The sequence below is a fragment of the Streptomyces sp. NPDC028298 genome (assembly GCF_055565895.1).
In genome coordinates, this window is sequence record NZ_JBVHTL010000002.1 from 1,109,529 (window position 1) to 1,122,610 (window position 13,082).

Genomic DNA, 13,082 nt, shown 5'->3' on the forward strand with positions numbered 1-13,082 from the left:
GAAGCGCACCCGCATCCGGCGCCGGCGAGCCGCCGGCGAGCGGGCGGACGTGCGGCCGGCCCGGTTGCGAGGGGTCGTACGAGGACGTGGGAGGCGGCGAGCTGTACTGCGACACCTGCGGCCTCGCCCCCGCCGAACCCGCACCGGGATCCTCCCGGTCCGGAAGCGCACGCGCATCCGGCGCGGGTGGGGCGGCCCCGGCGTCGTCCGGCTCCTCGGCGCGCGGCGCGGGCGGCTCCGACAGCGGCAGTGTGCGCGGCGGTTCACGCTCCAGCACACGTACGTCGCGCTCCTCGCAGTCGCGGCGCTCGGTCTCCGGAAGGCTGTCGCGGTCGTTGTCGGGCCGGTCGACGGGCCGGTCGGTGTCGGTGCGCAGCTCCGGTTCGACGGCGTCCTCCTCCGGGCGGGGCCGGCTCGGCGCCGGGCTCGTCGAGGTGCCGGGCGTCCCGCGGCCCGACCCGCGCGAGATGGTGCTGGAGAACCCGGAGGTGCCCGAGCGCAAACGGTTCTGTTCGCGCTCCGACTGCGGTGCCCCGGTGGGGCGTTCGCGCGGTGACCGGCCCGGCCGCACCGAGGGGTTCTGCACGAAGTGCGGCCACCCGTACTCGTTCGTGCCGAAGCTGCGCACCGGTGACGTGGTGCACGGCCAGTACGAGGTGATGGGCTGTCTGGCGCACGGCGGGCTCGGCTGGGTGTATCTCGCCGTCGACCGCGCGGTGTCCGACCGCTGGGTGGTCCTCAAGGGTCTGCTCGACACGGGCGACCAGGACGCGATGGCGGCCGCGATCTCCGAGCGGCGCTTCCTCGCGGAGATCGAGCACGCCAACATCGTGCGGATCTACAACTTCGTCGAGCATCTCGACCAGCGGACGGGTTCGCTGGACGGGTACATCGTCATGGAGTACGTGGGCGGCAAGTCGCTGAAGGAGCTCGCCAACGGACGCCGTACCCCGGACGGCAAGCGTGATCCGCTGCCGGTGGAGCAGGCCTGCGCGTACGGCATCGAGGCGCTGGAGGCCCTCGGCCATCTGCACAGCCGCAACCTGCTGTACTGCGACTTCAAGGTCGACAACGCGATCCAGACCGAGGACCAGCTCAAGCTGATCGACATGGGCGCGGTGCGCAGGATGGACGACGACGAGTCGGCCATCTACGGCACGGTGGGCTACCAGGCCCCCGAGGTGGCCGAGGTGGGCCCCTCGGTCGCCTCCGACCTCTACACCGTCGCGCGGACGCTCGCCGTCCTCGCCTTCGACTTCCAGGGCTACACCAACGTCTTCGTGGACTCCCTGCCCGACCCGGACAACATCGAGGTCTTCCGGCAGTACGAGTCGTTCTACCGGCTGCTCGTCCGGGCCACCGACCCCGACCCGGCCCGCCGGTTCGCCTCGGCGCAGGAGATGTCCGAGCAGCTCACGGGCGTGCTGCGCGAGGTCGTCTCGCTCCAGACGGGGCGGGCGCGGCCCGCGCTGTCGACGCTGTTCGGACCCGAGACCAGGGTCACGGACACCGAGCTGTTCGGGAAGGCCGCCGAGGACGTGTCGCGGCTGGGGGCCCGCGTGGTCCCCGTACGCGGGAGGAAGGGCGCGTCCCGGCCGCCCGCCGGGGCGAACGGCGGCCGGCCGCTGCCGCCCGGCCCGCCGGCCTCCGCCGCCCTGGTCAGACCCGTCCAGGCGGCGGCCACGGCGCTCGCCCTGCCGGTGCCGCGGGTGGACCCGGGCGACCCGAACGCCGGTTTCCTCGCCGGGCTCATCGCGTCCGCGCCCGCGGAGCTGATCGCCGCGCTGCGGGCCGCGCCCGCCGCTTCGCCGGAGCTGCGGCTGCGGGAGCTGCGGGCCCGCCTGGAGATGGGTGAACTCGGCGGCGCCGGCTCGGCCGTCGACGCGCTGGAGGCCGATCACCCGGACGACTGGCGGGTGGTCTGGTACCGCGGTGTCACGGCACTGGCGACCGGCGAGAACGAGATCGCGGCGCTGTCCTTCGACGCGGTCTACGACGCCTTCCCCGGCGAGCCCGCGCCCAAGCTGGCCCTCGGCGTGTGCGCGGAGGTGCTCGGCCAGCTCGACAACGCCGCCGAGTACTACCGGCTGGTGTGGACGACCGACCCCAGCTATGTGAGCGCGGCGTTCGGGCTGGCCAGGGTGCAGCTCGCGGCGGGGGACCGCCGTGGTGCCGTACGCACCCTGGAATCCGTTCCGGAGTCGTCGATCCACTACACGGCGGCGCGTGTCGCGGCCGTGCGGGCGCGGCTGCGGCAGCGGCCGGTCACGGACACGGCGGCGCCGTTCCTCGACGATCTGACGGCCGCGGCCGGGCAGGTGGAGGCGCTCGACGGATTCGGTCTGGACGCGGTGCGCCGCGAGCAGTTGTCGACGGAGGTCCTCGGCTGCGCGCTGGACTGGGTACTCTCCGGTAGCCAGGGTTCCGCTCCGGCCACCGGAGGCGGAACCGCGCTGCTCGGCAGTGAGTTGGACGAACGTGGCCTCCGTTTCGGCCTCGAACGTTCGTACCGGACGCTGGCCCGGCTCGCGCGGGGCGGCGAGGAGAGGATCGACCTGGTGGAACGTGCAAACCGTTACCGCCCCCGGACGTGGGTGTGATTGATGTCCCAGATGCCCCAGCCGACGGCCCTTTCGCGGTGCCCCAGTTGCGAGGAGCCGCTGGACGCGGCCGACCGTTTCTGCGGCGCGTGCGGCTACGACCTGTCGACGGTGGCCGCACCGCCGCAGGACCACCCCACGATCGCCATGAACGGCACGTCGCCCGACCTGCCGTCGGCCGCCCCGTCCGTGGACTGGCCACGGGCGCAGCAGACCGGCAGTACGGACACGCCCGCGCCGGTGCACCGCGCCGCCGACATCCCGGGCACCGATTCGGGCGGCTCCGAACTGCCCCATCCTGAACACCCCGAGCACGCCGAGCACCCGCAGGGGGATCCGGCGGCCGTCCGGCCCGCCCCCTCCAGGCGGCCCGCGGGGCAGCCCTCGGGCGTACGGTTCGACAGGCCCTCGGAGCCCGACGAGTACCCGCTCGCCCCTCCGGCCGGCGGCCCGGACCGCGAGGTCCCCGCCGATCCGCGCACCGGCGACCTCCCGGTTCCTCCCGCGGGCGGCAAGCTGTGCGTCGCCTGCCGTGCGGGCCAGGTGGACACCGACGGCTACTGCGAGAACTGCGGGCACGCGCAGCCACGGGAACGGGACCACATGGAACAGGAGCTGGGCGCGGTCGCCGCGGTCAGCGACCGGGGTCTGCGCCACCACCGCAACGAGGACGCGTTCGCCGTCTCCTCGACCGCGCTGCCCGACGGCTCCCCCGCGGTCGTCGCGATCGTCTGCGACGGAGTGTCCTCCGCGACCCGCCCGGACGAGGCCTCGCTCGCCGCGGCCCACGCCGCCAACGAGGCGCTCCTCGCGGCTCTTCCGCTGGGCACCCATCCGCAGGCGGCCATGCACGAGGCGATCGTCGCGGCCTCGGAGGCCGTCAACGCGCTGGCCGACCCGTCCACCGCCCAGGGTGAGCACGCGCCGCACGTGAACGCGCCCGCCTGCACCATCGTCGGCGCCCTCGTGACCCCCACCCTGCTGATCGTCGGCTGGGTCGGCGACAGCCGCGTCTACTGGGTTCCCGTGGACCGCTCCTCGGCGCCCGCCCGGCTCACCGAGGACGACTCGTGGGCGGCGCAGATGGTCGCCGCGGGCCTGATGAACGAGGCGGAGGCCTACGCCGACGAGCGCGCCCACGCGATCACGGGCTGGCTCGGCGCCGACGCCTACGAACTGGAGCCGCACACCGTCTCGTTCAAGCCGGACCGGCCCGGTGTGGTCGTGGTGTGCACCGACGGACTGTGGAACTACGCGGAGACGGCGGAGGAGATGGCCGAGGCCGTACCCCTCGACGCCGCCGAGAGGCCGCTGCACAGCGCCCGGGTCCTGGTGGGTCACGCCCTGGACGGCGGGGGCCACGACAACGTAACAGTGGCCGTCCTGCCGTTCCCCGCCCCCTCCCAGGGGGCAGGATCGGCCTGAGGCCGCGATACAAACGGGGGCGGCCGCGGACCGGAGGGGACCGGTCCGCACACAGTCAGCACCTCCGCAGGGGGCGGAGGCCCGAGGGGGACAGAGAAGGCATGGCCAATTTCTCGAAGTCGAACGTGCCGCAGTTCTCGGTCGACGTGTACCAGAACGAATTCCTGCCGGAGGGCGGCCGCGAGGTCAACGCGATCGTCACGGTGAGCGCGACCGGCGGCGGCACCATCGGAACCGCGGTCAGCGCGCCGCACCTGTACACCGCGGGGCAGGGACCGGACGCCGCCGTGGCGATCATGGTCGACTGTTCGGGCTCGATGGACTACCCGCCGGCCAAGATGCGCAACGCCCGCGACGCGACGGCCGCCGCGATCGACACCCTGCGCGACGGGGTCCACTTCGCCGTGATCGGCGGCACACACGTCGCCAAGGAGGTCTACCCGGGCAACGGACGGCTCGCCGTGGCGGACGCGTCCACCCGCGACCAGGCCAAGCAGGCGCTGCGCAGGCTGAGCGCGGGCGGCGGCACGGCGATCGGCACCTGGCTGCGGCTGGCCGACCGGCTGCTGTCCTCGGCCGAGGTGGCGATCCGGCACGGCATCCTGCTGACCGACGGCCGCAACGAGCACGAGTCGCCCGAGGACCTGCGGGCGGCGCTGGACTCCTGTGCCGGACGCTTCACCTGCGACGCGCGCGGGGTGGGCACCGACTGGGAGGTCAAGGAGGTCACCGGGATCGCCTCGGCGCTGCTCGGCACCGCGGACATCGTCGCCGACCCCGCGGCCCTCGCCGCCGACTTCACGCACATGATGGAGACGGCGATGGGCAAGGAGGTCGCCGACGTGGCCCTGCGGGTGTGGACCCCGGTCGGCACCGAGATCAAGTTCGTGAAGCAAGTGGCGCCCACGGTCGAGGAACTGACGGACCGCCGCACCGACGCGGGACCCCGCGCGGGCGACTACCCGACCGGCTCCTGGGGCGACGAGTCCCGCGACTACCACGTGTGCGTCCAGGTCCCGACGGCCGGCGTCGGCCAGGAGATGCTCGCCGCCCGCGTGTCGCTGGTGATCCCGCACAGCGACGGCAGTGTGCAGAACCTCGGCGCGCAGGGGCTCGTACGGGCCGTGTGGACCGACGACATGGCCGCCTCGACGAGCATCAATCCGCAGGTCGCGCACTACACGGGTCAGGCCGAACTGGCACAAGTCATCCAACAAGGGCTCGATCTCCGCAAAGCGGGAGATGTCGACGGAGCAACGGCCAAGCTGGGACGTGCCGTTCAACTCGCCGGAGCCTCCGGAAACGCCGATACTGCGAAACTGCTCGCGAAGGTGGTGGACGTCGTCGACGTCGCGGCAGGTACTGTGCGATTGAAAGCACGTGTCGCGGAGGCCGACGAGATGACCCTCGAGACACGGTCCACAAAGACTGTTCGTGTAAAGAAGTAGTGGGAAGCAGCGAGCCCGGTTCCCGCTGGGATCCGGAGAAACCCGGTCATGACGACCGGAAAAGGGAAGGGGGAAGGACCGACATGCCGACATGCCCGAACGGACACCAGTCGAATTCCGACGATTGGTGCGAGGTCTGCGGTCACCGCATGGCCGGTGTTCCCCCGCTCCCTCCCCCGCCGCCGCCCGGCGGCGGTTACAGCTACCCGGCGCCCGGTTCGCCGCCGCCCCCGCCCGGCGGCCGTTCCGGTGTGCCGGACCCGGGTGCCGAGCTCTGCCCGCAGTGCCGCACGCCCCGTGAGGGGGCGGCGCCGTTCTGCGAGGAGTGCCGGTGGAACTTCCTGACGAACACCGCGACCTCGTACACACCGGCGGCACCGCGTCCGCCGGCCGGCGCCGCGGGCGGTCCCGGTGTTCCCGGCCCGCAGTCGCCGTACGGCGGTCCCGGCGGTCCCGGCGGCCAGAATCCGGGGCCGCGCTTCCCGCAGCCCGGGCAGGGACAGCCGGGCGGTCCGGGTCCCGGTGGCCCCGGTCACGACCCGTTCGAGTACCAGAGCTCGCGGCCCTCGCAGATGAACCGGCCCGCGGAACCGATCCCGCCCGGCCCGGGGGCCCAGCCCTACGGCGGCCCCCAGGGCTTCGGCGACCAGGGCTTCGGCGACCCCTCGCGGCAGGCGGCACCGTCCGCGCCCGGCGGTCCCGGCGGTCCCGGTGCCCCGCAGCAGGCCTACACCCAGCAGCCCTCCCCGTCGCCGTACACGCAGGGCGGACCGCCGCGACAGGGCGGCCCGCAGCCCGGCGGACCGCAGCCGGGCGGACCGGCCTTCGGCAGCGGTGAGGACGACTGGGTGATCCCCCCGCCGTCGTCCGGCTCGCCCGGCGGCCAGGGCGGTCCCGGCGGCCACAGCGCCCAGGCCGGCCAGGCCGGCCAGGCCCAGGGCGGCTACGGCTACCCGCAGCCCGGCGCCACCCAGGCTCCGCCCGGTCCCGGCTACCAGCAGCAGCCGCAGCAGCAGCAGTCGCTGTCCTGGAGCGCGACCATCGCGCCGGACCGCGAGTACTTCATGGCGATGATGCAGCGCTCCGGCCCCGAGGCCGCGGGCCTGAACCTGCCCGCGTACTCGCCGGAGCTGCAGCGCCCGCTCCTCGGCAACCAGATCACCATCGGCCGCCGCCGGCACTCCACCGGCGACACCCCGGACATCGATCTGTCGGTGCCGCCGGAGGACCCGGGTGTCTCGCACCAGCACGCGGTCCTGGTCCAGCAGCCGGACAGCACCTGGGCGGTCGTCGACCAGAACTCGACGAACGGGACCACGGTCAACAACGGCGAGGAGCCCATCCAGCCGTTCGTTCCGGTGCCGCTGCAGGACGGCGACCGGGTGCACGTGGGCGCCTGGACGACGATCACGATCCGGCGCGGCTGAGTTCCGGCACGGGGCGGGCCCGGCGGTCCGGAGCGGCTCGTTCCGGCACGGGGCTGGCCCGGCTGCCCTGAGCGCTCAGGGCAGCGGCCAGGTGTACGGCCCCTCGGGGTCGTCCAGCCAGGCCCAGACGCCCTCCTCGCCGACCGTGACCCCGTAGCGCTCGCGCTGCGGCTGTCCCTCGCGCTCCCACAGCGCGTAGGCGTCCTGCGGGTCCAGGCGGCCCGCCGTCAGGGCGAGCAGGAAACGGAACAGGTCGTGGCCGCGGGCCCGGCGCGGCACCCCGACGACCGCCGGCTCCGGCTCCGGTCCGGGCCGGGTGGCGCCGCGCAGCGGCACGAAGAAGGCCGACGTGTGCAGGAAGCGTCCCTCGGCGTGACCGGAGTCCCGTACCTCCAGCGTGATCAGTCCCGTGGCCAGCGGTGCGAGGACGCGGGCTCCGGGGCGTGACTGGACCAGCCAGGAGCGCGGGATCGTGGTCAGCGTGCAGGTGGCGACGATCCGGTCGAAGGGAGCGCGCCCGGGGACCCCGCGCGCTCCGTCCCCGGTGACGACGGTCGGGTGGTACCCGGCGAGGTCCAGATGCCGCCGCGCCGCCTCCGTGATCTCCACGTCGAGGTCGACCGTGGTGACCAGGCCGTCGCCGAGACGGTACGAGAGCAGGGCCGCGTTGTAGCCGGTGCCGGCGCCGATCTCCAGGACAGTGTCCCCGTCGCGTACCTCCAGCTCGGCCAGCATCTTCGCCATCAGCGACGGCTGGCTGCTGGAGGAGACCAGTTCCCCGTCCCGTACCCGGGTGGCCAGCGGGGCATCCGCGTACGCGCCGCGCAGCCAGCGGTCCCGGACCCGCGGGTCCGGGTCCTCGCCCCACAGCCGCTCGTAGCCGCCGACCGCGCCGAGGTAGTAGTACGGCACGAACAGATGGCGCGGTACGGCCTCGAAGGCCCCGCGCCAGACGGGATCGCTCTCCCAGGCCCCGCTCCGCTCGATCTCGCGCACCAGGGACGCCCGCGCCGAGGCGGCGAGATCATCGGGGCCGGGGCCGGGTTCGTCGAGAGCGTGCGCGCCCATACCTCCACTGTGCTGCCGAACGGCTCGCGGGGCGAGCGCCGTCCCGGACCGCCCTCTCTCCTCGCGGGACGGGAGTGGTCCTAAGCCCGGAGTCCTCGGTCGCCCCGTCTGAGAACATGGGGGCGTGAAAGAGATTCGGCGCGGCACGCTTCAGGAGCAGACCTTCTACGAGCAGGTCGGCGGCGAGGAGACCTTCCGGCGCCTCGTACACCGCTTCTACGAGGGTGTCGCCGGGGACCCGCTGCTGAAGCCCATGTATCCCGAGGAGGACCTGGGCCCGGCCGAGGAGCGCCTCACGCTGTTCCTGATCCAGTACTGGGGCGGCCCGACGACGTACAGCGACAACCGCGGCCACCCCCGGCTGCGGATGCGGCACGCCCCGTTCCAGGTCGACCAGGCGGCGCACGACGCGTGGCTGAAGCACATGCGGGTGGCCGTGGACGAACTCGGCCTCTCCGAGGAGCACGAGCACACGCTGTGGAACTACCTGACGTACGCGGCGGCGTCGATGGTGAACACGGCGAGCTGACCGCCGGGCGGCAGGCGTGGGTGGAGCGCGGGTCCGGTGAACCGGGGGGCCGGTGGGCCGTGGAGGTTCGGGGTTCGTCGGGTCAGTGGACGCTGACGCTCAGGGAGCCGAGTCCCGCCCGGCGGACGGCGACCGACCCGAACGGCGTTCGCAGACGCAGCCACGCGCCGGACGAGTACAGCGCCAACGGACTGCCACCCGGCGCGAACCGACCCTCGGCGGAGCCGGCCGCGGGCGCGACGGATCCCTCCGCCGCGACGGGCGCGGGCGGCGCGGGTCGCAGGAATCCCAGGGCCTGCGCGGCGTGCGCGGCCCGCACCGGAAGCCCGGTGTCCCCGATCGGCCGGGACCATATCTCCCGCCCGACCCGGTCGAGTTCGGCACGGGTCCGCAGCTCGGGGGCCAACTCCTCGGTGCGCGACCGGAATTCGGCCACCGCCTCGGCGACCATGGCCCGTACGGCGTCCGGTCCCGGCAGCCCCGGTTCCGGCCGCCAGCCGCCGCGCGGCGGCAGCACCCCGGCCCACGGGGGCCCGGTGACGGCGGCGGGGACAGCGGCGGTGGCCGCCGACTCCTCGACGGACTCCAGGAGTTCACCGGCGGAGACGGTCACGTCGAGGGTGACGTCGAGCCCGTGCTCGTACGGCTTGGCGAGCCGTGCCGTGCGGATCGCGAGGACCTCGAACGACGGCGGCCGGCCGAAGACCGCGAGCGTGGTGCCGTGCGCCTGAAGGCGCACGGCGGCCGCACGGTCGTAGTGGACGAGCCGGGAGAGGAAGGCGGCGAGATCCGCCGCCTCTCCCGCGTCGGCGAGGTGCAGGACCGTCATGCCGCGACGGCCTCGTCCTCGTCGTCGCGGTACGACTCCAGGAAGTCGCGCTCCTCGGCGGTGATCCGCCGCGGGCGCTGCCGCTCGAAGTCGAACGGCACGATCACCGTCGAGGCGGTGACGTAGACCTGGTCGGGGTCCTTGACCTCGTAGGCGATGGTGAAGGACGCCGCCCGGATCTGCGTCACCCAGAGCTCGATGTCCACCGGTGCGTGCCGGTGGACGAGCTGCCGCTTGTAGTCGATCTCGTGGCGCGCCACCACGGACCCCTGCTGGAAGTCCTTCTCCGGGCGGAACAGGAAGTCGATACGGGCTTCCTCCAGGTAGCGGAGGAACACCACGTTGTTGACGTGGCCGTACGCGTCCATGTCCGCCCAGCGCAGCGGGCAGCGGTAGATGTGCCGCAAGATCAGCCCCGGGTCAGCTTCTTGTAGGTGGCACGGTGCGGGCGCGCGGCGTCGGCGCCGAGCCGCTCGATCTTGTTCTTCTCGTACGACTCGAAGTTGCCCTCGAACCAGAACCACTTGGACTCACCCTCGTACGCGAGGATGTGGGTGGCGACCCGGTCCAGGAACCAGCGGTCGTGGGAGACGACCACGGCCGCACCCGGGAACTCCAGCAGCGCGTTCTCGAGCGAGGACAGCGTCTCGACGTCGAGGTCGTTGGTGGGCTCGTCGAGGAGCAGCAGGTTGCCGCCCTGCTTGAGGGTCAGCGCGAGGTTGAGGCGGTTGCGCTCACCACCGGAGAGGACACCGGCCGGCTTCTGCTGGTCGGGGCCCTTGAAGCCGAACGCGGAGACGTAGGCGCGGGAGGGCATCTCGACCTGGCCGACGTTGATGTAGTCGAGCTCGTCCGAGACGACGGCCCACAGCGTCTTCTTCGGGTCGATGTTCTCGCGGCTCTGGTCGACGTACGAGATCTTGACGGTCTCGCCGACCTTGATCGTGCCGGAGTCCGGGGTCTCCAGACCCTGGATCATCTTGAAGAGCGTGGTCTTGCCGGCGCCGTTCGGGCCGATGACGCCGACGATGCCGTTGCGCGGCAGGGTGAAGCTGAGGTCGTCGATGAGGACCTTGTCGCCGAAGGCCTTGGAGAGGTTGTTGACCTCGACGACGATGGAGCCCAGGCGCGGGCCCGGCGGGATCTGGATCTCCTCGAAGTCCAGCTTCCGCATCTTGTCGGCCTCGGCCGCCATCTCCTCGTAGCGGGACAGACGAGCCTTGGACTTGGCCTGACGCCCCTTGGCGTTGGACCGCACCCACTCCAGCTCTTCCTTGAGCCGCTTGGCGCGCTTGGCGTCCTTCTGGCCCTCGACCTTCAGGCGGGAGGCCTTGTTGTCGAGGTACGTGGAGTAGTTGCCCTCGTACGGGATGGCGCGGCCGCGGTCCAGCTCCAGGATCCACTGGGCGACGTTGTCCAGGAAGTACCGGTCGTGGGTGACGGCGACGACGGTGCCGGGGTACTTCGCGAGGTGCTGCTCCAGCCACTGCACGGACTCGGCGTCCAGGTGGTTGGTGGGCTCGTCGAGCAGCAGCAGGTCGGGGGCTTCCAGCAGCAGCTTGCACAGCGCGACGCGGCGGCGCTCACCACCGGAGAGGTTGGTGACGGGCCAGTCGCCGGGCGGGCAGCCGAGGGCGTCCATGGCCTGCTCGAGCTGGGTGTCCAGGTCCCACGCGTTGGCGTGGTCGAGGTCGTCCTGGAGCTTGCCCATCTCCTCCATGAGAGCGTCGGAGTAGTCGGTCGCCATGAGCTCGGCGACCTCGTTGAAGCGGTGCAGCTTGCCCATGATCTCGGCGGCGCCGTCCTGGACGTTCTGCAGGACGGTCTTGGACTCGTCGAGCGGGGGCTCCTGGAGCAGCATGCCGACGCTGAAGCCGGGCGACAGGAACGCGTCACCGTTGGACGGCTGCTCGAGGCCCGCCATGATCTTGAGAACGGTGGACTTACCGGCACCGTTGGGACCGACCACACCGATCTTCGCACCCGGCAGGAAGCTCAAGGTGACGTCGTCGAGGATCACCTTGTCGCCGTGCGCCTTGCGCGTCTTGCGCATGGTGTAAATGAACTCAGCCAAGAGAAACCGTCCGGACGCTTGAAATCGGCAGTGGGCAGATACACCCCATCTTGCCTGACGGCTAGCCCCTGGGGGAAACCCGTTCCGCGGGGGCGCCCTGACCTGGGGTTCCGTCGCAGAGGTCTGTGGCATGTCTGTCACTGTCGGTCGGTCTCGGCGGCCCTCGGACGGCCCAGCCCTGGCCCACCGACTGACGGCGGCGCCTTCGCCCCACCCCGTCTGGACCTCAGCCGACGGCAGTCAGCCAGGACGGCGGGTGCGCCGACCGATCACGCACGCGTATGCCTCGCTCCGCCCCCACGGGCATGCGCCACACTGCCGTTGCCGTCGAGCAGAGCGAGCCGCGACGGCCGGCCCGTGACGACAGGGCTCTCGACGTGTTGCGGCCAAAGGGCTCGCATACCTTCAGATCATGGACTTCAACATCACCGCGGGGGAGGAAGCCGTCATGCTCCATGTGGCGAGCCTCGTCCAGGATGGCCTCTCCCCCACGGATGACGACCTGGCGAAGGAGCTGGGTGAAGAGATTCGCCCAGTGCTGCAATCGCTCCTGGACAAGGGTTGGCTAGTGGTCGACGACGATCGCGAGCTGGCCTTGTCCACGATCGCCCGGCATGTCGTGTCCAGCTGCAGGCATGCCGAGGGGCCGCAGGCGTCCCAATAGATATGAGCTGTCCAAACCGTTGAGTCATCAGCTTGGGAAGCTGCGAACATGAGCGGGCCGTACTTGCGCTGCCCTGGGCGAACGTTCTGAGCCCTGCCCCGTTACTCTCGGCGGAAATCACCGGCGGTCCCCGCTGCTCCTCGCCAGATCTGGTGCGCTTGTGATGCGCGCCAAGTCACGCTTAAGGGGTGTGACTCAAGAGCTCTCGTAGCTGCAGAGCTCTTTCAAGCTCTCCCCCGAACATGCCGGGTCGTTGGTCGGCCAGAGCCTGGTAGGCGTCGACGGCGCGGGTGATGGCGGTGAGGGCCTCTTCCCTGCGCCCCAGCTCCGCCAGACGGACGGACTGGTTGTTCAGCGAGGCGGCGAGGTCGGAGAGGAAGGCGTCCGGTCGCTGGTCTGCCAGGGGTTCGCGGATCTCGACGGCGCGGGTGATGGCGGTGAGGGCCTCTTCCCTGCGCCCCAGGTCCGCCAGATGGTTGGACTGGTTGTTCAGCGACATGGCGAGGTCGGGGAGGAAGGCATCCGGCCGCTGCTCGGCCAGAGCCTGGTAGGTGTCCACGGCACGGGTGACGGCGGTGAGGGCCACTTCCCTGCGCCCCAGGTCCGCCAGACGGTTGGACTGGTTGTTCAGCGAGGCGGCGAGGTTGGGGAGGAAGGCGTCCGGTCGCTGGTCGGCCAGAGCCTGGTAGGCGTCCACGGCACGGGTGACGGCGGTGAGGGCGTCCTCCCTGCGCCCCAGGGCCGCCAGACAGCCGGACTGGTTGTTCAGCGAGCTGGCGAGGTCGGGGAGGAAGGCGTCCGGCCGCTGGTCGGCCAGGGTTTCGCGGATCTCGACGGCGCGGGTGATGGCGGTGAGGGCCTCTTCCCTGCGCCCCAGGGCCGCCAGACAGCCGGACTGGTTGTTCAGCGAGCTGGCGAGGTCGGGGAGGAAGGCGTCCGGCCGCTGGTCGGCCAGAGCCTGGTAGGCGTCCACGGCACGGGTGACGGCGGTGAGGGCGTCCTCCCTGCGCCCCAGCTC

General features: G+C 72.0%; 10 protein-coding genes and 1 pseudogene. 6 read left to right on the forward strand and 5 right to left on the reverse strand.

The features are described from left to right. Window positions 1-86 precede the first annotated feature (86 nt). The 4 genes from ACZ4TO_RS13375 to ACZ4TO_RS13390 all read left to right on the forward strand — a co-directional run bounded on the left by ACZ4TO_RS13375 (window position 87) and on the right by ACZ4TO_RS13390 (window position 6,900). Window positions 87-2,600 carry a serine/threonine-protein kinase gene (locus ACZ4TO_RS13375; protein WP_468024372.1) on the forward strand — a complete coding sequence of 838 codons (2,514 nt, stop codon included), beginning with the start codon at window positions 87-89 and terminating at the stop codon, window positions 2,598-2,600. Next, on the forward strand, window positions 2,601-4,025 hold the full coding sequence (locus ACZ4TO_RS13380; protein WP_468024196.1) for a protein phosphatase 2C domain-containing protein: 1,425 nt from the start codon (window positions 2,601-2,603) through the stop codon (window positions 4,023-4,025). 101 nt (window positions 4,026-4,126) lie between these two features. Continuing rightward, on the forward strand, window positions 4,127-5,473 hold the full coding sequence (locus ACZ4TO_RS13385; protein WP_385045052.1) for a VWA domain-containing protein: 1,347 nt from the start codon (window positions 4,127-4,129) through the stop codon (window positions 5,471-5,473). A gap of 83 nt (window positions 5,474-5,556) precedes the next feature. Next, on the forward strand, window positions 5,557-6,900 hold the full coding sequence (locus tag ACZ4TO_RS13390; protein WP_468024197.1) for an FHA domain-containing protein: 1,344 nt from the start codon (window positions 5,557-5,559) through the stop codon (window positions 6,898-6,900). A gap of 75 nt (window positions 6,901-6,975) precedes the next feature. Here the strand turns inward: ACZ4TO_RS13390 and ACZ4TO_RS13395 are convergent, their stop codons facing one another. Further along, window positions 6,976-7,968 (reverse strand): methyltransferase domain-containing protein, encoded by a 993-nt coding sequence (locus ACZ4TO_RS13395; RefSeq protein ID WP_468024198.1) that lies wholly within the window; start codon window positions 7,966-7,968, stop codon window positions 6,976-6,978. Window positions 7,969-8,092: 124 nt separating this feature from the next. Between ACZ4TO_RS13395 and ACZ4TO_RS13400 the strand changes: the two genes are divergently transcribed. After that, window positions 8,093-8,497: a globin gene (locus tag ACZ4TO_RS13400; protein ID WP_382782704.1), complete on the forward strand. Its 405-nt coding sequence runs from the start codon at window positions 8,093-8,095 to the stop codon at window positions 8,495-8,497. Window positions 8,498-8,579: 82 nt separating this feature from the next. Here the strand turns inward: ACZ4TO_RS13400 and ACZ4TO_RS13405 are convergent, their stop codons facing one another. From ACZ4TO_RS13405 to ettA, 3 genes are read right to left on the reverse strand one after another with little or no spacing between them, the layout of a single operon-like run. Next, on the reverse strand, window positions 8,580-9,326 hold the full coding sequence (locus tag ACZ4TO_RS13405; RefSeq protein ID WP_468024199.1) for a DUF8010 domain-containing protein: 747 nt from the start codon (window positions 9,324-9,326) through the stop codon (window positions 8,580-8,582). After that, window positions 9,323-9,733 (reverse strand): acyl-CoA thioesterase, encoded by a 411-nt coding sequence (locus ACZ4TO_RS13410; RefSeq protein ID WP_468024200.1) that lies wholly within the window; start codon window positions 9,731-9,733, stop codon window positions 9,323-9,325. Before ACZ4TO_RS13410 ends, ACZ4TO_RS13405 begins: the two co-directional genes overlap by 4 nt. 2 nt (window positions 9,734-9,735) lie before the next feature. After that, entirely contained in the window at window positions 9,736-11,400 is a 1,665-nt protein-coding gene (gene ettA, locus ACZ4TO_RS13415; RefSeq protein WP_382782710.1) for an energy-dependent translational throttle protein EttA, read from the reverse strand. Between the two features lie 412 nt (window positions 11,401-11,812). Here ettA and ACZ4TO_RS13420 point away from each other — a divergent pair, with 412 nt between their 5' ends. Then, entirely contained in the window at window positions 11,813-12,064 is a 252-nt protein-coding gene (locus tag ACZ4TO_RS13420; protein ID WP_382782713.1) for a hypothetical protein, read from the forward strand. Window positions 12,065-12,245: 181 nt separating this feature from the next. On the opposite strand, the pseudogene ACZ4TO_RS13425 reads toward ACZ4TO_RS13420, so the two are convergent. Beyond that, a pseudogene (locus ACZ4TO_RS13425) lies at window positions 12,246-13,082 on the reverse strand (ATP-binding protein); the annotation flags it as partial.

Coding starts and splice junctions, on each gene's coding strand:
- ACZ4TO_RS13385 (WP_385045052.1), top strand. CDS start 4,127: ATGGCCAATTTCTCGAAGTCGAACGTGCCGCAGTTCTCGGTCGACGTG.
- ACZ4TO_RS13390 (WP_468024197.1), top strand. CDS start 5,557: ATGCCGACATGCCCGAACGGACACCAGTCGAATTCCGACGATTGGTGC.
- ACZ4TO_RS13395 (WP_468024198.1), bottom strand. CDS start 7,968: ATGGGCGCGCACGCTCTCGACGAACCCGGCCCCGGCCCCGATGATCTC.
- ACZ4TO_RS13405 (WP_468024199.1), bottom strand. CDS start 9,326: ATGACGGTCCTGCACCTCGCCGACGCGGGAGAGGCGGCGGATCTCGCC.
- ACZ4TO_RS13420 (WP_382782713.1), top strand. CDS start 11,813: ATGGACTTCAACATCACCGCGGGGGAGGAAGCCGTCATGCTCCATGTG.